This is a genomic window from Stenotrophomonas sp. S41, from assembly GCF_016624625.1.
Classification (GTDB): Bacteria; Pseudomonadota; Gammaproteobacteria; order Xanthomonadales; family Xanthomonadaceae; genus Stenotrophomonas.
In genome coordinates, this window is sequence record NZ_JACVTV010000066.1 from 1 (window position 1) to 23,371 (window position 23,371).

The following is a 23,371-nucleotide window of genomic DNA, read 5'->3' on the forward strand; positions in this document are numbered from 1 at the left end:
ACCCTCCCCTGCCATGCCCGCCATCGGCCGCCCGCCCCCTTCATCCAGAGGCGGTCATCTGGTTGTAAAATCAACGGTTTTTGGCCCCTGGCTACTTGATGGCGAACGCCGCGCAGCCGGTCCTGGGTGGACCGGAGTTCCTCCGCCTGCTTGCCCGTCTCAGCGACGGTGCGATGCCGGCCAGCAGTCCCGCCCTGACCGATCGCCTCGGCCAGTGGGTGGACTGGAGCCGTGCCGTGGCCCTGTCCGGGGCGCTGGACGGCCGCCTGCCCGAACCGGGTGAGGCCGCCGAAGCGGTAGAGGACCTGCTGGCCGACTGCGCCCAGGCCGAGTCCAGCCTGCTGGCCTCGATCCGCGAGGATGCCGAGGCCGAGCGTCTGCTGGACCTGGCCGAGGCTGCCGCGCAGGCCAACTTCGCCTCGCTGCGCCAGCGTTACCGCGTGCTGCAGCAGGCCATCCAGACCGCCACCGGACGCCTGCGCGGGCGCCTGCGCGACCAGCTGGTGCAGGTCTCGCCGGAGCTGGCGCGGCTGGCCGAGGTCGACGCGGTGATGGAACAGACCCTGACCCCGCGCGAGCACAGCCTGCTGGCCACCGCGCCGACGGTGCTGGCCGCCCGTTTCGAACGCGTGCACGGCCAGCCCGGCTGGCGCGCGTCCTTCCGCACTGACATGCGCAGCCTGCTGTTGGCCGAGCTTGAACTGCGCTTCCACCCGATCCACGGGCTGCTTGCAGCCCTGCGCTCCCACTGACCGGAACACCATGTCCAGAACTGCATTCCATGTCGTTGTTTTCCTTGTCGGCCTGCTGGCCGTGTGCTGGATCGGCATCGGCTACGTGGCGGTGCACCCGCTGGGCGCGGCGGTGGCGGCGATCATCGCGGCCTGCTACATCGCCGGCGGCGTGGAGCTGTACCGCTATCGCCAGGCCAGCAACGGGCTGCGCACCGCACTGAACGACCTGGGTGCGGCGAAGGACGCCCTGGCGCCGTGGCTGGAGCGCGTGCCGGTGGGCCTGCGCAACGCTGTGCGCCTGCGCGTGGAAGGCGAGCGCATCGCCCTGCCCGGCCCGGTGCTGACCCCGTACCTGGTCGGCCTGCTGGTGCTGTTGGGCATGCTCGGCACCCTGCTGGGCATGATGGATACGCTGCGCGGCACCGGCCTTGCGCTGCAGAGCGCCACCGACATGGCCGCCATCCGCGGCTCGCTGGCCTCGCCGGTGCAGGGCCTGGCCGTGGCCTTCGGCACCTCGATTGCCGGTGTGGCCAGCTCGGCGATGCTCGGCCTGCTGTCCGCGCTGCTGCGCCGCGACCGCCTGCAGGTCGTGCAGCAGCTGGACCGCGCCATCGTCGGCGAGCTGCACCCGTATTCGCAGGCCTGGCAGCGCGCCGAGTCGCTGCGCCTGCTGCAGGCGCAGTCGGCCGCCCTGCCCGCACTGGTGGACCGCCTGCAGGCGATGACCAGCGCCTTTGAACAACACAGCACGGCCGCCAACGAGCGCCTGCTGACCGGCCAGTCCGACTTCCTCACCCACAGCCAGGCACTGCAGGAACGACTGGCGGTTTCGCTGCAGCAGTCGCTGCGCGAAGGCGCCGAGGCCAGTGCCGCCGCCATTGCCGGCGCGCTGCAGCCGATGGCTGAAACCACGCTGGCAGGACTGGCCAACCATGGCCAGGCGCTGCATGCGCGCGTCGAAAGCGCTGTGCAGCAGCAGCTGGCCGGCCTCAGCGAAGGCTTCGAGCGCAGCCGCGTGGCTACCGAAGCGAGCTGGGCCCGGATCGTGGCCGAGCAGACCCAGGCCCAGCAGGCACTGGTGGCCGATCTGCGCCAGCACCTGCAGGCCTTCAGCGAGGGCCAGGGCGCGCAGGCCGAGACCGTGCTCGCACGCATCGGCGAGCGCCTGCAGGCCGACGCCGCCGGCAACACCGAAGCGTGGCGTGCTGCCGCGGAACAGCAGCGGGCAGTGAACGCCGCGCTGGTGGAGCGCCAGCAGCAGGCACTGCAGGCGGTCGGCGCACAGCTGGACACGCAGGCGCAAGCCCTGCTGCAGGCATTGGACGAGCGCCATGCCGCGGGCCAGTCGCTGCTGCAGGATCACGAGGCGCAGCGTTCGCAGGACTGGCAGGCCGCACAGGCCGCCGCCGCCAACGCACATGCCGAGCTGCAGGCGGGCCTGGACGCACGCGAACAGCAGCGCCAGGCGCGCTGGGATGCGGTGGCCACCGAGCTGCAGCAGGCACATGCCAGCCTGCAGACCCAGCTGCAGGCTGGCGACGCGCAGCGCCTGCAGCAGTGGAGCACGGCACTCGATGCCATCGCGCAGGGCCTGGCCGAGCGCCAGCAGCAGGTCTGCGAGACCCTGGCCAGCACCGCGCAGCAGATCGGCGAGAACGGCCGCGCGCAGGCCAGCGCTACCCTGGCCGAAGTCTCCACCCTGCTGCAGACCGCCGCCGACGCCCCCAAGGCTGCGGCCGAGGTCATCAACGAACTGCGCAGCACCCTGTCCGAGAGCCTGGTGCGCGACAACAAGATGCTGGAAGAACGCGGCCACCTGCTGGCTACCGTGCAGACGCTGCTGGAGGCGATCAACCACGCCTCGCACGAACAGCGCAGCGCCGTGGACGCACTGGTGGGCGGATCGGCCGAGCTGCTGGAACGGGTCGGCAGCCGCTTCACCGACCACATCGCCGCCGAGACCGGCAAGCTCGACGGCATCGCCGAGCACCTCAGCGGCAGCGCGGCGGAGGTCGGCCAACTGGCCGGCACCTTCGGCGCCGCCGTCGAGCAGTTCGGCGCGGCCTCCACCGAGCTGTCCGGGCGCCTGGAACAGATCGGCGGCGCGCTGGACGCTTCGCTGGCGCGCAGCGATGAGCAGCTGGCCTACTACGTGGCGCAGGCGCGCGAGGTGGTCGACCTCAGCCTGTTGTCGCAGAAGCAGGTGATGGAGGAACTGCAGCAGCTGGCCACGCGCCGTGGCAAGGCCGGCAGCGCATGAGCGACGAACTGGAGGTCGACGGCGGCTCACACGCCCCGATCTGGGCCGCATTCGGCGACCTGATGTCGGTGCTGCTGGGCGCCTTCGTGCTGATCCTGGTCGGCGTGGTGGCGGTGCAGCTGGAACTTTCGCAGCGGCTGGACCAGGAAGTGAAGCAGCGCCAGGCCGAAGCCAAGCGACTGCAGACCCTGGAGCAGGCGCTGGCCGGCCCCCTGGCTGCTGGCCGCGTGACCCTGGTCGATGGCCGGATCGGCATCAGCGGCAGCGTGCTGTTCGCGCTCAACTCGGACCAGCTGCAGCCGGAAGGCCAGGAGCTGCTGCGCAGTTTGGCCGCACCGCTGGCGGCGTACCTGGGCTCGCGTGAAGAGATCCTGATGGTCAGCGGCTTCACCGATGACGCGCCGATCCGCGATGGCAACCGCCGCTTCGCCGACAACTGGGAGCTGTCCGCACAGCGTTCGCTGACGGTGACCCGCACGCTGATTGCCGATGGTGTTCCGGCCGATGCGGTGTTTGCCGCCGCGTTCGGCAGCGAGCAGCCGGTCAGTTCCAACGCCGACGAAGCCGGCCGTGCGCGCAACCGCCGCGTGGAGATCGCACCGATTCCCAAGCCGAAGGCCGCTGATGGCAAGTAAGCCGCAGCCGCCACGGGACGGCCTGCGCGCACTGGTGCGCGACCTGGATGCGGGCTCGCGCAGCCTGCCGCATTACCCGCAGCTGCCGATGCTGGACCAGGTGCGCCGCGAGTGGAGCGCGCTGCGCAGTGAAGTGCAGGTGCGCCGCTCGTTGCGCGCCGAGGCCCCGGCCGATGGCGGCCCGTTGAATTCCGCGGTGCTGGTGCAGCGCATGCTGGACACGATGCAGGCCACCAGCCCCGGCTACCTGCGGCACTTCATCGATTACATCGACACGCTGTCCTGGTTGCAGGCGTTGCAGGATGGTGCAGCCAGCGCCGCGGACACCGGCAAGCCCAAGCGCACGCGCAAGCCCCGTACTGCGGGCTGAGCTCGTTGCCTCGGTAGTGCCGGCCGCTGGCCGGCAGCCGTGCATCACCACGCATCGCCATGCGTTTGCCGGCCAGCGGCCGGCACTACCGCCGCAATGCGCTGTACCGCAGATGACAATGTCACCAGACAGTCATCTATGTAGCGCACCATTTTCACGTTGACCACGCGGCGCCTGCAGCGCCAGCGGTCGCATCCGTTGTCTCCCCTCCCGAACTCCATGAGCTCCGCACACATGCGGTGGCTCGTGCCTGCCTGAGTGTCTGTAACATGACGAAGACTATGTTGGCCGCCGCGCTGTCCATCGCGCTTGCTCCCGCGGCCTGGGCGCAGGACGCTGCCCCGACCTCCAGCACCGCCTCCGCAACCGACCTCGACGCCGTCTCGGTGATCGGCAGCGGTGAAGCGCGCCAGGTGCAGCGCATCACCCGCGAGAACCTCGACATCCTGCCGCCGGGCACCAGCCTGCAGAAGACACTCAACCTGCTGCCGGGCGTCAACGCGCAGTCGGCCGATGCGCTGGGCACCAACGAACAGTCGATGACCCTGAGCCTGCGCGGCTTCAATTCCACCCGCCTGGGCTACACCCTGGATGGCGTGCCGCTCGGCGATGGCGCCTACAACAACTACAACGGTCTGACCATCAACCGTGCGCTGATCAGCGAGAACATGGCCGGCGCCGAACTGGCCGTGGGCATCGGCAGCCTCGGCACACCGTCCACCAGCAACCTGGGCGGCACCATCTCCTACACCTCCGACCGCCCGGCCAAGGAGCTGGGTGGCCGCGTCGTTCAGACCTTCGGCAGCGATGCCAACCGCCGCACTTTCGTGCGCGTGGACAGCGGCGAGTACAACGGCTTCTCCGGCTACGTGTCGGGCATGAACGCCGTGTCGGACCTGTGGAACGACCAGACCGCCTACAACGAATCGACCACGAAGCAGTTCAATGCCAAGGGCATGTGGAACTTCGACGGCGGCCAGATCACCGGCTTCGTCAACACCTCGCGCACCAGCCAGGCCGACTATTTCTACCTGTCCAAGGACGAAATGGCGCGCGGCCTGGGCTGGGACTGGGGCGGCTACGCGCCGGACTGGAACAAGGCCGTGGCCAAGGCCTACTGCAACACCGCCAGCTTCAATGCCAGCAAGTGCGACAGCAGCGGCCCGGACAAGGACGCCGACGGCGCCTTCACCGCCGGCCAGATCCTGCGCGATGACAACCTGTACTACCTGACCGGCGACTTCTTCATCGCCGATGGCTTCAGCCTGCGCGCCGTGGCCTACCACCACGACGACCGCGGCGAAGGCCACAACTGGAACAGCGGCGCGTACTCGCACAAGGGCACCGCGCAGGAAATCCCGATCATCTTCCGCAACACCATCTACACCATCGACCGCGACGGCGGCACGCTCTCGTTCGATTGGGACCTGGGCGCGCACCGCATCGAAGGCGGCGTCTGGTACGAGCGCAACACCAGCAGCGCCGAACGCTACCAGACCGCGGTGGACGGCCCGCGTGACATGAGCGGCATGAACACCAGCCAGGCCGACACCGGCGTGTTCGCCCAGCGCACCCGCTGGAAGACCCACCAGTTCTACCTGAAGGACACCTGGCGCCTGCTCGACGATCGCCTGACCCTGGAGTTCGGCGCCAAGAGCCCGCACGCCACTTCTGATGCGGAGGCCCTGCCGGGCGATGCGAAGACGCCGATCTCGGCCAGCTCCAACAACCAGTTCGCGACCGGCACGCTGAAGGCCAGCAAGAACTTCCTGCCCAGCGTCGGCGCCAACTTCCGCATCACCGACCACCACGAAGTGTTCGCCAGCTACGCCGAGAACATCGCCATGTTCCAGGGCGGCTTCAAGCTGGGCCCGCAGGCCGTGAGCCAGGCCACCTGGAATGCACAGGGCAACCTGAAGCCGGAAGAATCGCGTTCGATCGAAGCCGGCTACCGCTTCGTCACCGATACCCTGCAGACCTCGCTTGCGGCCTACAGCGTGCGCTTCGACAACCGCCTGCTGCAGTACAACCCCTGCGACTCGCGCCAGCCGGTGGGCCCGGCCTGCGGCAACCGCTTCTACAACGTCGGCGGTGTCGACAGCCGTGGCGCGGAACTGACCGTGCTGTGGACCCCGAACGAGCACTTCAGCTGGTACACCTCGGCCTCGCTGAACCGTTCGACCTACGCCTCCAACTACGTCCAGGCCGGCGTCGAGCAGCCGATCAAGGGCAAGATCCAGACCGATACGCCCAAGCAGCTGCTGGCTACCGAGATCACCTGGCGTGACAACGGCTGGTTCGCCAGCCTGCGCGGCAAGTACACCGGCGAGCGTTTCTACACCTACACCAACGACCAGGGCTTCGGCGGCTTCACCGTCTTCGACATGGCCGGCGGCTACGACTTCGGCCAGGTCGGCTTCGCCAAGAGCGTGCGCCTGTCGGTGAACGTGACCAACCTGACCGACAAGCGCTACGCCAGCAACCTGGATTCGAGCGTGTTCGCCGCCAGCGATCCGACCGGCAAGCTGTACGTGTTCCATGCGTCGGCGCCGCGCCAGGTGTTCGGCACCATCGACGTGCGCTTCTAAGCCAAGCGCCCCGAACGATCCCGAGGAATCCACCGATGTTTGCTACCGCCCTGTTGCTGGCCACCCTCTCCGCCAGTGGATACACCGCCCCGCATGAAGCCAGTGGCGTGCCGCCGCGCACGCTTCAGCTGGGCGGCCGTACCTACGTGGACAAGGGGCTGGTCGCGGCCGGGCGGTTGCCGGCGGGCACGGTGGATTTCCTCGGCGATACGCTGGGCTCGTTCTCCTCACTGGCGGTGCAGCCAGGCACCTGGAAGCGCACCGCCAGCGGCTACGAGGGCGTGCTGTGGACCCTGCCCGACCGCGGCCGCAATGATCCCGAGGCTGGCCTGTTCTATGACTATGCCGGCCGCGTCGAGCGCATGCGCCTGCGCATCGACCTGCGTGCCGGCGGGCCCGGCACGGTCACCCTCGTGCCGGACAAGGGCGTGGTGCTGAAGGACTTCAACGGACAACCCTTCACCGGTGCGGCCCCGGGTCAGCACACCATCACCCAGCGCGAGGTGGTGCTGCCCTCCCCGGCCGATGGCGTGGGCGCGGGCAAGGTCTCGCTGGACGCCGAATCGTTGCAGTTTACTGCCGATGGCCATTTCTACGTGGGCGATGAGTACACCGCCAACGTCTATTACTTCGATGCCCAAGGGCAGCTGCAGGGCGTGATCGTGCCGCCCGTGGCGATCCAGCCGCGCAGCGATGGCAAGCCTGCGTTCGGCTCGCTGGCACCGCCGCAGAGCGGCCGCCGCAACAACCAGGGCGTGGAAGGCATGGGCCTGTCGCCGGACGGCAGCCGCCTGTTCGTGGCCCTGCAGAGCGCCACCCTGCAGGACAGTGCAAAGGGAAATGCGGCCGGGCGGGTCAACACCCGCGTGCTGGTCTATGACGTGACGACCTCGCCGACGCCGCGCCAGCCGATGGGCCATTACGTGATGGCCCTGCCCGCCTACGCGCACGACGGCGAGGGCAAGCTGGACCGCACGGCCGCGCAGAGCGAACTGCGTGCTTTGGATGCCCATCGCTTCCTGCTGCTGGCCCGCGATGGCAACGGCCTCGGCAAGGACGGCGATGACCCGATCGTCTACAAGTCCGTGCTGCTGGTGGACGTGGCCGAGGCAAGCAATCTGGCCGGCACCGCGTATGAGACCGGCACGGCGTCGGTACTGGCCGACCCTGCCAGCACGGTGCTGAAGGAAGGCATCACCCCCGCACGCAGCGATGAACTGCTGAACCTGCTGGATCGCCCCCAACTGGCACGCGTCGGCCTGGACCTGGAGACCGCGCGCGGCCCGCATGCCGGACTGATGTCGGAAAAGTGGGAGGCGATGGACATCCTGCCCGCGCTCGACCCGCAGCACCCGAAGGACGTGCTGCTGCTGATCGGCAACGACAACGACTTCATCGCCCGCCACTGCCGCATGCAGGGCGAAACCTGTGACAGCGCCTACGACAACGACAACCGCGTGCTGGTGTACCGCCTGTCCCTGCCGTGACCCAACGCCGGGCATGGCCCGGCGCTACCGGAAATCGACACCTGCCGTGGACTGCCGCCGGGCACGGCCCGGCGCTACCGGATCAATTCGCAATCTTCTGTAGAGACGAGCCCATGCTCGGCTGCGACGGTGGCACGAAAAGGCAGCCGAGCGTAGGCTCGGCTCTACAGGGCGTCAGCCGCGGAGGGTGGCGCCGCCGTCGACGTAGAGGTCACTCATCGCTACATGGCCAGCCTGGTCGGAGAGCAGGAACATCACCGAGTGGGCGATGTCTTCCGGGGTGGCCAGCTTGCGCAGCGGGATGCCAGCCTTGTAGGTGTCCAGGTTGCCAGCAATCACCCGTTCAGCGCCCTGCGCGTTGTCCCACATGCCGGTCTGCATCGGGGTCAGGGTGGAACCCGGGGCGACGATGTTGCAGCGGATGCCCAGCGGCGCCAGCTCCAGCCCCAGGCAGCGGGTGAACATGGTGGCTGCCGCCTTCGATGCTGCATAGGCGGCCATGCCATGGCGAGGCACGCCGGCCGCATTGGAACTGACGGTGACGATCGCCCCCTGGCGCCGCGGTGACATCACCCGCGCCAGCGCACGGCCGACATGGAACACGCCATCGGCATTGACCGCGAACACGCGTCGCCAGTTCTCATCGCCGGTGCCGACCACCTCACCCACGTGCAGCACGCCGGCCACGCTGGCGGCCAGCGCAATCGGGCCAACCGTCGCCTCGACATCCGCCACCACCGCATCCACCGCCGCGCTGTCGGTCACGTCCAGCGCACGTGCGTGAACCCGTGGGTCGTCAAGCACAGGACACTCACGATCCGTCGCCACCACAGTACATCCCGCATCGGCCAGCAGCCTTACCAGCGCTGCACCGATGCCACCGGCGGCGCCGGTCACCAGCGCCACGCGCCCTTCAAACCCGGTCAACTGCATGCTGCGATCTCCTGTTCTTCATCCCACTGCCGCAGCCGTGTCGACAACCACGGCGCCAGCTGTGCCACCGCATCGCGGCCGGTCAGTTCGGCGTGCAGGAATGGCAGTTCCAGCGCCTGCACCTTGCGCGCATGTGCCATCCACAGCGCCGACTGCAGCTGCGGCCGCGCCTGGTGGTCACGGCCCGCACGAACATGCACCAGCGTTCCGTCATACGGGCGATGGTGGTGCTCGCGGATCAGACGGTTGGTACCGGTGACGGCACGCACCACCCCGTCCAGGACCACGTCCGGCAGGCTGCCCAGTGCGCTGCCACCGCGGCGCAGGAAGGCGAGGATGCGCTCGCGGCTGTCCAGCTCCGGGTGGGCATCGGGATCGTGGCCGGCGATGGCCAGCAGCGCGCGCAGCGCCGCGATGGCATCCGGTTCCGGCTCGGCCCGCCAGCATTCACTGGGATAGGCATCCAGCAGCACCAGCTCACCCACTTCGCGACCGATCTCGTGCAGGCGCACCGCCATGGCCTGGGCCAGGATGCCACCCACCGACCAGCCCAGCAGATGCACCGGCCCCTGCGGTTGCAGTTCGGCGATGCGGCGCACGTAGTCGTTGGCCATCACCTCGATGCTGAACGGCATCGCCTGCTGCGGGTCCAGCGCCGGCGACTGCAGGCCGTAGACCGTGCGCGCAGGCTGCAGCGCACGTGCCAGCGTGCGGTAGTTCCAGGCAATGCCACCGGCCGGGTGCACCACGAACAGCGGCGGCGCGGCGCTTTCCGCCGTGGCCAGTGCAATCACCGGGCCCAGCGCGTGGTCGGCCAGCGCCGGAGGCTCGGCAATGCGTGCGGCCAGCGCGGCGACGGTCGGCTGCGCAAACAGTGCACCCAGACCAAGATCGCAGCGCCAGCGTTGTTCGATGGCCAGCAGCAGGTGCACGGCCGACAGCGAATCGCCCCCCAGGCTGAAGAAGTCCGCGTCCACGGCCACCGGCAGCTCGCGGCCCAGCGCGCGTGCAAACAGCTCTGCCAGTTCCTGCTCCAGCGGCGTACGCGGCGCCAGCCCGGCGACCTCCTGTTGTGGCGGCTTCGGCAACGCCGTGCGGTCCAGCTTGCCGTTGGCCGTTACCGGCCAGTGGTCCACGCCGACGAAGGCCGAGGGCAGCATGTAATCCGGTACGCGCGTGGCCAGATGGCTGCGCAGCACCGCGGCATCCGCGCACGACGATGGGACGTAGGCCACCAGCCGCGCATCGCCCGGCGCGTCGTGGCGCAGCAGCACTTCCACCCGGTCCATGCCAGGCAGTTCGCGCAGCGCGGCCTCGATCTCGCCCAGCTCGATACGCAGGCCGCGCAGCTTGACCTGGTGGTCGCTGCGGCCGAGGTAGTCCACCGCGCCATCGGCACGCCAGCGCGCGACATCGCCGGTGCGGTAGATGCGCTCCCCGGGCAGGAAGGGATCGGCCAGGAAGCGCTCGGCAGTCAGGTCATCGCGACCCAGGTAGCCACGCGCCAGCTGCACGCCGCCCAGGTACAGGTCACCCGGCACGCCGACCGGCAGCGGTTGCATGCGCGCATCCAGCACATACAGGCGGGTATTCCACACCGGGAAGCCGATCGGCACCGGCCGCGAGCGATCCTCGGCGGACGCCGGCCACCAGCTCACATCGACCGCGGCCTCGGTCGGGCCGTACAGGTTGTGCAGTTCCGCCTGCACCCGGCCGTGGAAGCGATCACGCAGCGCGGCGTCCAGCGCCTCGCCACTGGTGAACACCCGCCGCAGCTGCAGGCCCTGCGATGCCGGCGCGGCAAGGAACGCGTCGAGCATCGACGGCACGAAATGAGCGGTGCTGATGTCGTGGCTGCGGATCAGCCGCGCCAGCTCGGTCGGGTCGCGATGCGCCTCCGGCCCGGCCAGCACCAGGGTCGCGCCACACAGCAGCGGCAGGAAGAACTCCCAGACCGACACGTCGAACGTGGCCGGGGTCTTCTGCAGCACGCGGTCATCGGCGGTGAAGCCGTAGTGCTCGCGCATCCACAGCAGGCGATTGACGATGGCACGGTGCTCGATGACCACGCCCTTGGGCTCACCGGTCGAGCCGGAGGTGTAGATGACATAGGCCGCATCGTCCGGCGATGGCGGGACCCACGGCGCGGCAAAACTCAGTGCGGTCCACTGCGTGGGCGCCAGCACCGGCACCTCGCCCAGCCGTGCCTGTACGCTGGCCTCGGCCAGCACGCAGGCCGGTCGCGCCGAGGCGAGGATGCGCGCCAGGCGTTCATCGGGGTGGGCTAGATCCAGCGGCAGGTAAGCGGCGCCGGCACGCAGCACGGCCACCAGCGCGACCACCAGCTCCAGAGAGCGCGGCAACGCTACCGCGACCACGCTGCCCGGGCCGACGCCCAGCGCGCGCAACTGGGCCGCCAGCGCGAAGCTGCGCGCTTCCAGCGTCCCGTGGTCGAGTGCGGTGTCAGCGAAGACCAGCGCCGTCGCCTGCGGATCACGATCCATGCCCTGCTGCAGCAGCTCCACCAGGGTGGTTTCGGGCAGCGCATGGGCAGTGGCATTGAAACCGTGCACCGTGCGCTGCGCCTCCTCGGGCGTTGCCAAGGGCACGTCGGCGATGGCGGGCGCCTGCAACGCGGCCGCCACGAAATGCAGCAGCCGGGTGGCGTGCGCCTGCACGTCGTCGCGGCTGTACAACGCGGGATTGGCCTCGATCTCCAGATCCAGCAGGGTCTGACCGTCGCCGCGGAAGCCCAGGGTCAGGTCATCCACCGGGCCGGTGCACAGCACCTCCAGCGTGGCCGCAACGCCGGGCAGCGCCAGCGGCCTGTAGAACGGCTGCACGTTCACCAGCGGGCCGTGCAGGCGCTGCAGCGCACCGACCAGGCCGAGGTCACGACGCAGCTGTTCGCCCCGGTAGCGCCCCTGCTTGCGCCCCTGGCTCAACTGCCGGCCGATGCCGCGCACAACGTCTTCGACGCTGCCCTCGCCCGCTGCGACCCGCAGCGGCAGCACGTTCATCACCATGGCCGGCACCCGTGCCGAGGCATTGCCCAGGCGCCCCATGTAGGGCACGCCCAGCACGACTTCCTCGGTCGCGCTCATCCGCCGCAGGTACTCGGCCGACAGCGCGGCCAGCACGTCCGGCCACGGCTGCAGCCAGCGCACCGCGGTCTGAAGCAGCAGGTCACGGAAGGATGCATCGAGCGGCTGCACGAAACGCAGCGCATCGTCGCTGGCCGCTACTGTCCCGGCCAGCCCCGCACCGGCAGGCGCGCCCTGCAGTTGTTCGCGCCACCACTGGCCCGCCAGGCCGCGACGGGGGTCTTCACGATAGGCGGCGTCATCGGCCAGCACCCCAACCAGCGGCGGCAATGGCTCGCCCTCGCGCCGCGCATACAGCGCACACACGCGATCACTGAACAACGCCATGCCATAGCCATCGGCGGCCAAGTGGTGCACGCGCAGGTACCAGACCCAGCGCCGCCCGCCCAGATCGAACAGCACCTGCTGGCTGATGCGGTCTCGGCTGGGATCCACCGGCGCCAGGCGATCGGCCTGCATCGCGGCACGCGCCACCGCAGCGGGGTCCGCTTCGGAAGACACATCGCGCACTGACAACAACGGTACATGGGCGGCGTCGTGCCACTGCAGCGGCTGACCGTCCTCACCCTCGGCAAAACGCAGCGCGAACGCCTGCGCTTCAGCAGCAGCCTGGTTGGCGGCCGCCACGAACGCGTCGACGTCCAGCGCACCCTCGATCCACACGGCATGGGCCGTATTGAACGAGGGATTGTCCGGTGCCAGGCGCTGGGCAAACCACAGGCCCGACTGCGCCTCGGTCAGCGCTACCGGCATCGCCAGCCCCACGGCGTTCATGCCTGCTGCGCCGCCTGCAGCTTCTGCACCACCGCCCACCACTGGCGCAGCGTGCTGTGTTCGGCCAGCTGCGAGAACTCCAGCGGCAGCCCGGTGTTGCCCCAGGCCAGGACCAGGCCGAGCATGCGCATCGAGTCCAGGTCGAGGTCCATCAGATTGTCGTCGTCGCCGATATCGGCCGGCTCGCAGTCGAGCACGCGGGCCACATCGGCGCGCATGCGCTCAAGGTCGAGCACATCATTGGTCGCGGTCATCAGAGCACCTCCAGCAGCTGCGCAGTGGTCATCGGTACGCCGCTGGTGCGGGCGATCCAGTGCAGCGCCTGGTCATGGTCGCCGCGCGAGAAATCGGCGACCGCATCGGCGGCGATGAAGGCCTCGATGTCACGCTGGAACGCCTCGACCACGGTGGCCGTGCAGCCGATATGCGCATACACGCCGGTCACCAGCAGCTGGTCGCGGCCGCGCACGCGCATCAGGGTTTCCAGGTTGCTGCGCTGGAAGGCGCTGTAACGATGCTTGACCAGCACGTGCTCACCCGCCTGCGGGGCAAGTGGATCGATGATCGGTTCGTGCTCCTCGCCGCGGCGCATGCCCGGGCCCCACAGGTCGGCCTGCAGGCCGCGGTCGCGCCGGTCCTGGTCACCATGCTGGGCGGTGTAGAACACCGGAATGCCGTGTGCACGGCAATGCGCCAGCAGGCGCGCGATGTTGGCCACCGCCGGCTGCAGCGGTTCGGCACCGGCGTCGAACGCCGCCAGGAAATAGCGCTGCATGTCATGCACCAGCAAGGCGATGCGATCACGCTGCGGGCGCCACGGGCCGCGCGGCGCCGGCAGTTCGGCGGCAGTCGGCAAGGGGTATGGGGTAATGCGGGGCAGCGCCATCAGCGCGTTCCTCCTGTCTGTTGCAGATGACGCGCACGCAGCTGCGCGCGCAGTTCACGGCGGCTGATCTTGCCGACCGCCGTGGTGTCGAAACTGTCCACGAACACCACTTGGTCGGGCACCTTGAACGCGGCCAGGCCGCGGCCGCGCATCCAGGCCTTCAGCGCGGGGCCCTTGATCGGCTCGCCCTGCTGGATCACGAAGGCACAGCTGCGCTCGCCCAGGTAGTCATCGGGAATGGACACCACCGCCGCGTCGAACACGGCGGGATGGGCCAGAAGATGGTCCTCGATCTCCTCGGCGGAGATCTTCTCGCCGGCACGGTTGATGTGGTCGCCCGCGCGACCCTGCACCACCAGGTACCCATCCGGCAGCTGCTGCACGCGGTCGCCGGTGCGATAGAAGCCGTCGTCGGTGAAGGCGCGCGCGTTGGCCACTTCATCGTTGTGGTACGCGCCGATGGTGTACGGGCCACGGGTCAGCAGATGTCCCACCTCGCCCTCGGCTACGGGTTGGTCGTGGTCATCGACCACGCGCACCTCGTCATCCGGGCTGATCGGTCGCCCCTGGCAGGCCACGACCAGGTCTTCGGGGTCATCCAGCCGCGTGTAGTTGACCAGGCCTTCGGCCATGCCGAACACCTGCTGCAGGGTGCAGCGCAGGCCATCGATCACCCGCCGCGCCGCTTCCGGCACCAGCTTGGCACCGCCCACCTGCAGCACCTGCAGGCTGGACAGATCGTGCTTGCTGGTTGCTGCGGCCTGCGCCCACAGCAGGGCCAGCGGCGGCACCAGGCCGCAGCAGGTCACCCGTTCGCGGGCGATCAGCGGGAACGCGGCATCCGGGCCGGGGCCGGGGCTGAGCACCACGCGGGCACCGGCATACAGTGCGCCAAAGAAGCCCGGCGAGCTCATCGGGAAGTTGTGCGCCGCCGGCAGCGCGACCAGGTAGACGCTGTCGCGGTCGATGCCGCAGATCGCGTTGCTGGCGCGGAACGAATAGATGTAGTCGTCGTGGGTGCGCGGGATCAGCTTGGACAGCCCGGTGCTGCCACCGGAAATCTGCAGGAAGGCCACCGACTGCGGGTCGGGGTCCGGCGGCAATGCGCTGCTGTCACCCTGCAGGGCATCCAGCGCGATGAACCCGTCCGCCTCGCCATCGATGACCACATGCGCGATGCCCGGCACGTCCGCCTGCAACGCACGCGCCAGTCCGCGGTGGTCGAAGTTTTCATGCACATCGGTGGTGATGTAGGCACTGGCTTCGGCCTTGCGCGCGAAGTGCACCAGTTCGGTGAGGCGATGCGCCGGCAGCACGTACACCGGCACCAGGCCGGCACGGAACAGGCCGCACACGGTGGTGATGAAGCCGGCGGTGTTGCCCAGCTGCACCAGCACCCGGTCACCCGGCTGCAGGCCCAGGCCCAGCAGGCCGGCACCGATGCGGCCGGCCTCGTGCCACAGCTGTGCATAGCTCAGGCGCACGTCACCGGCCACCACCGCGATCTCGTCGGCATACTGCTCTGCCCGCTCGCGGAGGAAGGCCGGGAAGGTCTCGCCGCGCCAGTGGCCGGCGGCGCGATAGCGCGCGACCCGATCCTCGGGCCAGACTTGCTGCAGCGGCAGCCGCGGGGAGACAGCGTTGTTCATGGCATGGGCTCGATCAGGGGCGCCGGGTCATGCACACCCAGGGCGTTCAACAAGGCAGTGAATTTCGCGCCGGTCTCGGCCGCTTCGGCCTCCGGCTGCGAGTCGGCAACGATGCCGGCACCGGCGAACAGCCGCAGCTGCGTGCCCTGCAGGCGTGCGCAGCGGATCGCCACGTACCAGTCGCCGTCGCCCTGTGCGTCCAGCCAGCCGACCGCACCGGCGTAGAAGCCGCGCGGCACCGGTTCCAGTTCGCGGATGCGCTGCAGTGCGGCCTGGCGTGGCGTCCCGCAGACCGCAGGCGTCGGGTGCAGTTCGGCCAGCAGCGTGGCGGCGGGCGTCGCGGGATCCTTCAGCGTGGCGTGGATGCGCGTGCCGAGGTGCCACATGCTGGCCGTGGCATGCAGCACCGGCTGTGCCTGCGCTTCGACGCGGCTGCACCACGGCGCCAGGCCATCGACGATGGCCTCGACCACGTGGCGGTGTTCGTCATGGTCCTTGCGCGAGGCCAGCAGCGCCTGCGCGACGCGCTGGTCTTCGGCAGGATCACTGCTGCGACGGGCGGAGCCGGCCAACGGATGCGACAGCACCTGCGCGCCGCGCTTGCGCAGCAGCAGCTCCGGTGTTGCGCCGACCAGCCACGCTGGCGCCTGGCCCGGCTCGACCGGCAGCGGCACGGCGTAGGTCGCCACCGAGGGATCGGCGCCGAGGCGTGCGAGCAGCATGTCAGGTGCCACGGGAAGATCGGTGTGCGCCAACAGGCTGCGCGCCAGCACCACCTTGTGCAGGTTGGCATCGGGCGCACGCATCGCCTGCACGGCAGTGGCCACGGCCGCCGCATAGTCCTGCGCCGTAGGCTGCGGCTGCAGCGCGCCGGGCAGGGCCGGCGCAGCGACATGCTGCGGTCGCAGGCCGGGCAGCACGCGCTCGGGCTGGTACAGCGCATCGTCCGCACGCGGCTCGAACGGCACTGCCCCCACCAGCAGGCCCGGGCCGCCGCGCTGCTGCGCGAAGAAGGCATCCACCCGCTCGGCCAGGCTGGCCAGCGCACCGGTCGGCAGGCTGGCGCGGCAACCGCGCGCATGCAGCTGCTGGTCGGCGTGCTGCAGCAGGAACAGCGCGGCTTCGTCGGCGTGGTGGGCAGGCGGCGGCGCAGCCTCCGGCCACGCCCCCTGCATCAGCGAATCGTTCATGCGGTCTCCTTTGCGCGGTGGGCCATGGCCAGGCCGCACAGCAGCAACAGCAGCACGCCCACCAGCAGATACGGCAGGCTGGCGCCCGCGCGGTACAACAGCGTGCCCAGCATCGGGCCGGCCACCATGCCCAGCCCCTGCGCGGCGGCAACGGTACCGGCAGCCGCGCCCTGTTCGTGGGGCTGCACCGCATCGGCGGCCAACGCCTGGAACGAGGGGAAGACAAAGCCCATGCCGAACGCCGCAAACGCATACGCCGCCGGCAACTGCCAGGGCTGCTGCACGGCGGCGACCGAGGCGAAGCCGAGCCCGGCGATCAGCGCACCGATCATGATCCAGCGGCGCGGATGCACCTCCAGCTTCATCACCAGCACCTGCGCCAGGATCAGGCCCACGCCTACCGCTGTGAGGGCGATGCCGGCCATGCGTGCGCCGGCCGCGGCATCGAGTGCGAAGCGATCAATGGCGAAGAAGCCCACGGTGACCTGGGCGATGGTCACCGAGACCATGCCGAGGAAGGCCGCCAGCTGCGGCAGGCGCAGGCGCAGGCGCAGGCGGGCATCGAACCGCGACATCGGTGCGCGGGCACGCGCCTGTGCAGCGGCCACCGGCGGCGTAGCCGGCAGGCGCCAGGCGATCAATGCCAGCGACAGCAGCGGCAGCAGCGCCGCCACGTACAGCGCCATCGGAAGATTGCGATACGCCAGCCACCCAGCAGCGGCCGGCCCCAGCACCATGCCCAGCGCATTGGCGCTGCCCAGCCGCGCCATGAACTGCGCACGCTGGCCGGCGGGGGCCTGGTCGGCGATGAGGGCGGCGGCGGTGGGCGGCACGGCCGCATAGAACAGGCCGATCAAGCCGCGTGCGCCCACCAGCACCAGCACCGACACCAGCACCGGCGGCACCACCTGCAGGGCAACATCGATGAACACCGCCAGGGCGACGTAAATCACGGTGTAGGCGGCCATGGCCAGAATCAGCACGCGCTTGCGGCCGATACGGTCACTCAGCCGGCCCCAGGGGCGCGCGGCCAGCATCCACAGCACGCCGGCGGCGGTGACGGAGAGACCGGCGTGCCATTCGGACAGGCCGAGCAGGCGCACCACCGGCCCGATCACCGCCACGAACGACATCATCGCCATCGTGCCGATCAGGGCGGCAAGGACCAGGGCCGGCAGACCGGCGACGACGGGACGTGCATGCATGGAACACCAGCCGTTTCAAAGAAGGTGCCGACCCCGGCAGGGGTGAAGGCATCATCAAATGATAACGGCTCGTATTTGCATTTGATACCCATTCGCTCGAACGGCTGGGTAACGCAGCGTCTCAACGAGGGCTGCGCAGCTCCAGCAGGCCGCGACGGCGGAACCACCACTCCAGCGGCAGGGTCACCAGCGGCGGGATGGCCGCCAGCAGCGCCAGCGCACTGGCCCACCACGGCCAGCGCAGGCGGATGGCGGCGAACAGGGTGACCGCGACATAGACCATGAAGGCCACGCCATGCAGCGGGCCGAACACTTTGACCAGGGCAACATTGGCGTAAGGGCCGTATTTCAGCCACATGCCGATCAGCAGGCCAGCCCAGGTCAGCGCTTCGATGAAGGCGACCACGGCGAACAGCCGCCCGGTCGGATGCATGGGGTTACGTCGGGTCACGCGCGGCTCCGGCAACAGGATCAAACGCGAATGATACGCAGATGCACGCGCGCAACGGTAGCGCCGGGCCATGCCCGGCGGACACGGAAATCAAACAACGTGTCCACCAAGGTGGACACCTACCGAAGCAATCTCCCGCAACACCTCATCCAACGACCGCCCGTTGTCCACCAGGTTGAACATCACGTGCGCCACGCCCTGCGCGTGCACGCGCTGCAGATAGGCCCGCAGCCCATCGCGGCCGACCTTCAGGCCCAGCGGCAGCGCTTCACCCGGTGCCTGCGGATCGGCCTGCAGGTCCAGCAGCATCGACTGCACGAACGGCTTGGCCCTGCCAGCGCCCTGCGCCTGCTGCCACAGCCCGATGCGCCCCTCCTGCGCTGCCTCTTCGCGGTGGTAGGTGGCCCAGCCTTCCGCTTCGCGGGCGATCCACTGCAGGCTCTGCCGCGCCGTGCGGACCACCAGCATCGGAATGCACGCCTGCGCTGGCGGCAGCACGTCGAACCCACCGGTGGCGTCGCGCAGCCGCGCCCGCTCGGCCTCGTCCGGCGACAACGCCGCACGCAGCAGCGACCATCGCTCGCGGAACGTGGCCGCCCTGCCCTCCAGATCTTCACCGAACGCCGCGAATTCTTCCGGGCGATCGCCCGAGCCGAGGCCCAGCACGAAACGTCCGCCACTGATCCGGTCCAGGCTCAACGCGGATTTCGCCACGTGCAGCGGATGCCGCAGCGGCAGCACAATGGCGGCGGTGCCCACTGCAATACGCGTGGTGGCGCCGGCCAGCAGCGCAAGCCAGAGAAAAGGATCATCCAGCGCACTCGCCGTGGCATCGGGCCCCTGCGGCACCATCAGCGGCACATCGCGGGTCCACAGTGCAGCGAAACCAAGATCGTCGGCCAGGCGCGCGATGCGTTGCGCTTCGGCAACGTCGGCAAGGCCGTGTGCAGCGACCGGCGTCATCAGGCCCAGGCTCAGGCCGTGTTGCGGGAACACCCGTGCATGGGCCGCATTGAAGTGGTTCATGCGCCGAGCTTATCGTGTGCGGTGCGCCCGCACGTCATCATGGAAGGAACACTGCATGCATCCCATCCGCCCCGCCCGCCCCGACGACCTGGCCGCGATCAGCGCGATCTGCATGGCCGCCTTCACCGAAGCCGTGGCGCCGTCGCTCAGCGCACAGGGCGTGGCAACGTTCACCCAGGTGGCCGCCGCCGATGCCTTCGCCGAGCGGCTGCAGGGTGACAATCACATCCTGGTCGCCGAGCAGGACGGCGACATCGTCGGCGTGATCGAGCTGAAGGAAGGCCGCCACCTGGCGATGCTGTTCGTCGATCCCGCCTGCCAGGGCCAGGGCATCGGCCATGCCCTGCTGCAGGCGGTGCTGCCGCAGCTGCGCGCACCGGCGATGAGCGTGCGCGCTTCGTTGAATGCGGTACCAACCTACCAGCGCTACGGCTTCGTCATCGATGGCGAGGTCGGCGAATTCAACGGCCTGGTCTACCAGCCGCTGAGCCTCGCCGCCTCCTGATACGTCACCGCGCGGGCGGTCAGACGAACATGCCGCCGGAGGCTTCCACGCGCTGGGCATTGACCCAGCCGGTGGACGGCGACAGCAGTGCCACCACCACCGGACCGATATCGTCGGGCAGGCCCGGGCGACCCAGCGCGGTGATCGACGAGACCATCGCATTCATCTGCGCGTCGTCACGCACGCGGCCGCCGCCGAAATCGGTCTCGATCGCACCCGGTGCCAGCGTGTTGGCGGTGATTCCGCGCGCACCCAGTTCCTTGGCCAGGTAACGGGTGAACACCTCGATGCCGCCCTTCATCATCGCGTAGGCCGAGCTGCCCGGCAGCGAGAAGCGGGCCAGGCCGCTGGATACGTTGAGAATGCGGCCGCCATCGGCGATCAGCGGCAGCAGCGCCTGGGTCAGGAAGTACGGCCCCTTCAGGTGCACGGCCACTGCGTGATCGAACTGCGCCTCGGTGGTCTCGGCGATGGGCGCGTACAACGCTTCACCGGCGTTGTTGAGCAGGCCCTGCAGGCCAGTGACGCCCCACTGCTGCAGGGCATCGCGCAGCTGGGTGGCGAAGGCCGGGAATGCGGAGCTGTCGGCCACGTCCAGCGGCAGGGCCAGCGCACGGCGGCCCAGCGCCTGCACCTGCTGCACGACCTCGGCGGCGGCGTCGGCCTGCGAGCGGTAGGTGATCACGATATCGGCACCGTCGGCGGCCAGGGCCAGCGCGGCATTGCGGCCGAGGCCGCGGCTGCCACCGGTGATGAGGACGACACGGGAAGAAGTAGTCATGGCGGGCACCTGTCTGGGAGGAAGTGTGGCCAGACTATTGGGATTGCCTGCGCGCATAAATCGCGCGATCCTGATTTTACTGTTCAAGCCAGACGAACAATCCATGGACCGCCTCGACACCCTGCGCGTCTTCCTGCGCGTCACCGAACTGGGCTCGTTCACCCGCGCCGCCGACAGCCTGGGCCTGCCCAAGGCCAGCGTCTCGCAGGCCATTGCCCGGCTGGAGGCCGAACTGGGCACCCAGCTGCTGCACCGGACCACCCGCCGCGTGCACCTGACCGCCGACGGCGCGCAGCTGCAGCAACGCGCGCACGACCTGCTGGACGACATGGATGAGCTGCAGAACCTGTTCCGCCACGAGACCAGCGAGCTCAGCGGCCGCCTGCGGGTGGACATGCCCGGCGGCATGGCCCGCAACCTGGTCATTCCGCAGCTGCCCGCCTTCCTCGCCCTGCACCCGGGCATCGAGGTCGAACTGAGCGCCACCGACCGCCGCGTGGACGTGGTGCGCGAAGGCTTCGACTGCGTGCTGCGGGTCGGCACACTGGACGACAGCAGCCTCATTGCACGGCCGCTGGGGCAGATGCGCATCCTCAACGTGGCCAGCCCGGCCTACCTGGCCGCACACGGCACGCCGCGCGAGCTGGCCGACCTCGACCAGCATCTGCTGGTGCACTACGTGGGCACCCTCGGCCAGCGGTCGCCGGGCTTCGAGTACTTCGATGGCCAGCGCTACCAGACCTGGCCGATGCGCGGCGCGCTGACGGTCAACAGTGCTGATGGCTACAGCGCCGCCGCGCTGGCCGGACTGGGCATCATCCAGGTGCCGGAGATGGGCGCACGCGAAGCGCTGCGCGACGGCCGTCTGGTGGAAGTACTGCCGGACTGCCTGGCCGAGCCGATGCCGGTGAACCTGGTCTATGCGCAGCGCCGCCACCTGCCACGGCGGGTCGAGGCATTCATGACCTGGCTGGCCGGCCTGCTGGCAGCGGAAATGCGGTAGTGCCGGCCGCTGGCCGGCAGCTCCGGCGCCGCAGCCCCCGCATATAGCGTCCTGCAAGCCGGTCATAAGCAAACTGCATCAGCACGGGCGGGCGAGCTTCCTACAATGGCCGTTCACCCCCGTTCCTTCGAGATGCTGCCGATGCGCGCTGCCCTTCCCCTGTTGCTGCTGGCCACCGCGCTGAGCGCCTGTTCTCCCGCACAGGCGCCGGTGGCGAGCGCGAAGGCCGCCGAAGCCGCGCCTGCAGCGGGCATTGCCTGGCGCCAGGGCGATGTCGACGATGCGTTCAACGAAGCCGCCGAGACCGGCAAGCCGGTGCTGCTGTACTGGGGCGCGGTGTGGTGCCCGCCGTGCAACCAGCTGAAGGCCGGCCTGTTCAAGGATCCTGCCTTCATCGCGCTGACCGGCAAGTTCGTGCCGGTGTACCTGGATGGCGACGAGGAAGGCGCGCAGGCCTGGGGCGAGCGCTTCGGCGTGCGCGGCTACCCCACCCTGATCGTGCTCGACCCGCAGCGCAACGAGATCACCCGCGTGGCCGGTGGCAACGACGCCGCCGAACTCACCCGCACCCTGACCGTGGCCGCCAGCCGCCGCAGCGCCGTGGCCGAGACCCTGGCCACTGCCCTCTCAACCCCGGCCAAGCTGGGCGCCGAAGACTGGCAAGTGCTGGGCGACTATGGCTGGGAAGTCGATGCGAACCGCCTGGCCGGCCAGCGCAAGGCAGACGAGGTGCTGCGCCAGCTGGCCAAGGCCGCGCCGGACGCCGCCCTGCAGCGTCGCTTCGCCTTGCTGGCCCTGGCCACCGCGGAGAAGCCGACCACGCCGCCGACCGAAGTCCGCGAGCTGCTGCAGGCGGTGCTGGCGCAACCCACCGAAGTGCGTCGCAACCGCGAGCTGCTGGGCTATGCCGGTGCCAACCTGGTGAAGCAGGCCAGCGCGGGCCCGGCCAGCAGCAATACGCTGGGCCAGCAGCTGCTGGTTGCCCTGGACCGCGCCGACGCCGAGCGCGGCAACCGTGCCGACGATGCGTTGTCGCGCGCGTTGACCGAAGTCTCGCTGGCCCGCCAGCAGCAGCCCGAAGGTGCACTGCCTGCGGCGCTGGTGCAGCGGGTGAAGCAGCGGGTAACCGCCGCCGATGCCGCGGCCACGGACGCGCACGCGCGCCAGGCCACCATCAGCAGCGCGGTCTACGCCCTGCGCGAAGTGGGCGATGACGCCGGCGCCGAGTCGCTGCTGCTGGCCGAGCTGAAGCGCAGCGAGCAGCCGTACTACTACATGCCCGAACTGGCCGAACTGGCCGAGAAGCGCGGCGACACCGCCGGTGCGCTGGAGTGGCTGAAGCGCGCCTACGACGGCGCGCAGGGCCCGGCCACGCGCGTGCAGTGGGGCGTGCTGTATGTGGAAGGCCTGCTGCGGCTGGCCCCGGACGATGCCCCGCGCATCGAACAGGCCACCGATGCCTTGATTGCCGAGCTGCAGGCGCAGCCGTCGGGCTACCACCAGCGCACGAAGCAGCGTTTTGAGCGGCTGGCGGTGCAGTTGAAGGCCTGGGGTGGCAAGCACCAGGGCGCGGAGACGCTGGCGCGGTTGCAGCAGCGGATGCAGCAGGCGTGTGGCGAGCAGATCGACAGCGCGTGCCGCGGTTGGTTGAGCTGAGTTTTGTTTGAAAGCTCTGGCGGGTTGGTGCGATGCCGCGGCGCTTTTGTTGATACGGGCTTGCGGAGGCGGGAGGGGCTGTCCAGGACACGCCGTGAACCCATCCATGGGGGCTCGTAGGCGCCTTGCTCGTG

At 69.5% G+C, this 23,371-nt stretch carries 19 protein-coding genes; 9 read left to right on the forward strand and 10 right to left on the reverse strand.

Going from position 1 to position 23,371, the window contains the following annotated elements:
• The first annotated feature begins 98 nt into the window (after window positions 1-98).
• The 6 genes from IAE56_RS13880 (at window position 99) to IAE56_RS13905 (ending at window position 8,074) form a co-directional block, all read left to right on the forward strand.
• Window positions 99-752 carry a DUF3348 family protein gene (locus IAE56_RS13880; protein WP_200752921.1) on the forward strand — a complete coding sequence of 218 codons (654 nt, stop codon included), beginning with the start codon at window positions 99-101 and terminating at the stop codon, window positions 750-752.
• A gap of 10 nt (window positions 753-762) precedes the next feature.
• Complete coding sequence (locus IAE56_RS13885) at window positions 763-2,994, forward strand: DUF802 domain-containing protein (RefSeq protein ID WP_200752922.1); 2,232 nt, start codon at window positions 763-765, stop codon at window positions 2,992-2,994.
• Entirely contained in the window at window positions 2,991-3,629 is a 639-nt protein-coding gene (locus IAE56_RS13890) for an OmpA family protein (protein WP_108769056.1), read from the forward strand. Before IAE56_RS13885 ends, IAE56_RS13890 begins: the two co-directional genes overlap by 4 nt.
• A complete protein-coding gene (locus tag IAE56_RS13895; RefSeq protein ID WP_200752923.1) occupies window positions 3,619-3,999 on the forward strand; it encodes a DUF2894 domain-containing protein in 381 nt (126 codons plus the stop codon). The genes IAE56_RS13890 and IAE56_RS13895 overlap by 11 nt, the downstream gene beginning before the upstream one ends.
• Before the next feature lie 269 nt (window positions 4,000-4,268).
• Window positions 4,269-6,587: a TonB-dependent receptor gene (locus IAE56_RS13900; RefSeq protein WP_200752924.1), complete on the forward strand. Its 2,319-nt coding sequence runs from the start codon at window positions 4,269-4,271 to the stop codon at window positions 6,585-6,587.
• Window positions 6,588-6,622: 35 nt separating this feature from the next.
• Window positions 6,623-8,074: an esterase-like activity of phytase family protein gene (locus IAE56_RS13905; RefSeq protein ID WP_200752925.1), complete on the forward strand. Its 1,452-nt coding sequence runs from the start codon at window positions 6,623-6,625 to the stop codon at window positions 8,072-8,074.
• Window positions 8,075-8,248: 174 nt separating this feature from the next.
• Here IAE56_RS13905 and IAE56_RS13910 read toward each other — a convergent pair whose 3' ends face one another.
• From IAE56_RS13910 to IAE56_RS13950, 9 genes are all read right to left on the reverse strand, one after another.
• A complete protein-coding gene (locus tag IAE56_RS13910) occupies window positions 8,249-9,007 on the reverse strand; it encodes a 2,3-dihydro-2,3-dihydroxybenzoate dehydrogenase (protein ID WP_200752926.1) in 759 nt (252 codons plus the stop codon).
• Complete coding sequence (locus IAE56_RS13915) at window positions 8,998-12,885, reverse strand: non-ribosomal peptide synthetase (RefSeq protein ID WP_200752927.1); 3,888 nt, start codon at window positions 12,883-12,885, stop codon at window positions 8,998-9,000. The genes IAE56_RS13910 and IAE56_RS13915 overlap by 10 nt, the downstream gene beginning before the upstream one ends.
• Window positions 12,882-13,139, reverse strand: coding sequence for a phosphopantetheine-binding protein (locus IAE56_RS13920; protein ID WP_200752928.1), 258 nt, complete (start codon window positions 13,137-13,139; stop codon window positions 12,882-12,884). The genes IAE56_RS13915 and IAE56_RS13920 overlap by 4 nt, the downstream gene beginning before the upstream one ends.
• Complete coding sequence (locus tag IAE56_RS13925; protein ID WP_200752929.1) at window positions 13,139-13,771, reverse strand: isochorismatase family protein; 633 nt, start codon at window positions 13,769-13,771, stop codon at window positions 13,139-13,141. The genes IAE56_RS13920 and IAE56_RS13925 overlap by 1 nt, the downstream gene beginning before the upstream one ends.
• The gene (locus IAE56_RS13930; protein WP_200752930.1) at window positions 13,771-15,420 is read right to left on the reverse strand and encodes an AMP-binding protein; all 1,650 of its coding nucleotides are present in this window, start codon (window positions 15,418-15,420) and stop codon (window positions 13,771-13,773) included. Before IAE56_RS13930 ends, IAE56_RS13925 begins: the two co-directional genes overlap by 1 nt.
• Entirely contained in the window at window positions 15,417-16,610 is a 1,194-nt protein-coding gene (locus IAE56_RS13935; RefSeq protein ID WP_200752931.1) for an isochorismate synthase, read from the reverse strand. Before IAE56_RS13935 ends, IAE56_RS13930 begins: the two co-directional genes overlap by 4 nt.
• Window positions 16,607-17,815, reverse strand: a complete 1,209-nt coding sequence (locus IAE56_RS13940) for an MFS transporter (protein WP_200752932.1) — start codon at window positions 17,813-17,815, stop codon at window positions 16,607-16,609. The genes IAE56_RS13935 and IAE56_RS13940 overlap by 4 nt, the downstream gene beginning before the upstream one ends.
• 121 nt (window positions 17,816-17,936) lie before the next feature.
• Entirely contained in the window at window positions 17,937-18,248 is a 312-nt protein-coding gene (locus IAE56_RS13945; RefSeq protein ID WP_200752936.1) for a DUF3817 domain-containing protein, read from the reverse strand.
• Between the two features lie 108 nt (window positions 18,249-18,356).
• Entirely contained in the window at window positions 18,357-19,292 is a 936-nt protein-coding gene (locus IAE56_RS13950; RefSeq protein ID WP_200752933.1) for a TIGR03571 family LLM class oxidoreductase, read from the reverse strand.
• 55 nt (window positions 19,293-19,347) lie between these two features.
• On the opposite strand from IAE56_RS13950, the gene IAE56_RS13955 reads away from it, so the two are divergent.
• On the forward strand, window positions 19,348-19,797 hold the full coding sequence (locus IAE56_RS13955; protein WP_200752934.1) for a GNAT family N-acetyltransferase: 450 nt from the start codon (window positions 19,348-19,350) through the stop codon (window positions 19,795-19,797).
• 19 nt (window positions 19,798-19,816) lie between these two features.
• Here IAE56_RS13955 and IAE56_RS13960 read toward each other — a convergent pair whose 3' ends face one another.
• Entirely contained in the window at window positions 19,817-20,578 is a 762-nt protein-coding gene (locus IAE56_RS13960) for an SDR family oxidoreductase (RefSeq protein ID WP_200752935.1), read from the reverse strand.
• 37 nt (window positions 20,579-20,615) lie between these two features.
• Here IAE56_RS13960 and IAE56_RS13965 point away from each other — a divergent pair, with 37 nt between their 5' ends.
• Window positions 20,616-21,581, forward strand: a complete 966-nt coding sequence (locus IAE56_RS13965; protein WP_234456082.1) for a LysR family transcriptional regulator — start codon at window positions 20,616-20,618, stop codon at window positions 21,579-21,581.
• A gap of 132 nt (window positions 21,582-21,713) precedes the next feature.
• Entirely contained in the window at window positions 21,714-23,237 is a 1,524-nt protein-coding gene (locus IAE56_RS13970) for a thioredoxin family protein (protein ID WP_200752937.1), read from the forward strand.
• Window positions 23,238-23,371: the final 134 nt, after the last annotated feature.

Bases quoted from the DNA above. Each gene is read 5' to 3' on its own strand.
- IAE56_RS13910 (WP_200752926.1), bottom strand. From the start codon at position 9,007: ATGCAGTTGACCGGGTTTGAAGGGCGCGTGGCGCTGGTGACCGGCGCC.
- IAE56_RS13960 (WP_200752935.1), bottom strand. From the start codon at position 20,578: ATGACTACTTCTTCCCGTGTCGTCCTCATCACCGGTGGCAGCCGCGGC.
- IAE56_RS13935 (WP_200752931.1), bottom strand. From the start codon at position 16,610: ATGAACGATTCGCTGATGCAGGGGGCGTGGCCGGAGGCTGCGCCGCCG.
- IAE56_RS13880 (WP_200752921.1), top strand. From the start codon at position 99: ATGGCGAACGCCGCGCAGCCGGTCCTGGGTGGACCGGAGTTCCTCCGC.
- IAE56_RS13920 (WP_200752928.1), bottom strand. From the start codon at position 13,139: ATGACCGCGACCAATGATGTGCTCGACCTTGAGCGCATGCGCGCCGAT.
- IAE56_RS13885 (WP_200752922.1), top strand. From the start codon at position 763: ATGTCCAGAACTGCATTCCATGTCGTTGTTTTCCTTGTCGGCCTGCTG.
- IAE56_RS13915 (WP_200752927.1), bottom strand. From the start codon at position 12,885: ATGAACGCCGTGGGGCTGGCGATGCCGGTAGCGCTGACCGAGGCGCAG.
- IAE56_RS13890 (WP_108769056.1), top strand. From the start codon at position 2,991: ATGAGCGACGAACTGGAGGTCGACGGCGGCTCACACGCCCCGATCTGG.
- IAE56_RS13940 (WP_200752932.1), bottom strand. From the start codon at position 17,815: ATGCATGCACGTCCCGTCGTCGCCGGTCTGCCGGCCCTGGTCCTTGCC.
- IAE56_RS13950 (WP_200752933.1), bottom strand. From the start codon at position 19,292: ATGAACCACTTCAATGCGGCCCATGCACGGGTGTTCCCGCAACACGGC.
- IAE56_RS13900 (WP_200752924.1), top strand. From the start codon at position 4,269: ATGACGAAGACTATGTTGGCCGCCGCGCTGTCCATCGCGCTTGCTCCC.
- IAE56_RS13895 (WP_200752923.1), top strand. From the start codon at position 3,619: ATGGCAAGTAAGCCGCAGCCGCCACGGGACGGCCTGCGCGCACTGGTG.
- IAE56_RS13955 (WP_200752934.1), top strand. From the start codon at position 19,348: ATGCATCCCATCCGCCCCGCCCGCCCCGACGACCTGGCCGCGATCAGC.
- IAE56_RS13945 (WP_200752936.1), bottom strand. From the start codon at position 18,248: ATGCATCCGACCGGGCGGCTGTTCGCCGTGGTCGCCTTCATCGAAGCG.
- IAE56_RS13970 (WP_200752937.1), top strand. From the start codon at position 21,714: ATGCTGCCGATGCGCGCTGCCCTTCCCCTGTTGCTGCTGGCCACCGCG.
- IAE56_RS13930 (WP_200752930.1), bottom strand. From the start codon at position 15,420: ATGAACAACGCTGTCTCCCCGCGGCTGCCGCTGCAGCAAGTCTGGCCC.
- IAE56_RS13905 (WP_200752925.1), top strand. From the start codon at position 6,623: ATGTTTGCTACCGCCCTGTTGCTGGCCACCCTCTCCGCCAGTGGATAC.
- IAE56_RS13925 (WP_200752929.1), bottom strand. From the start codon at position 13,771: ATGGCGCTGCCCCGCATTACCCCATACCCCTTGCCGACTGCCGCCGAA.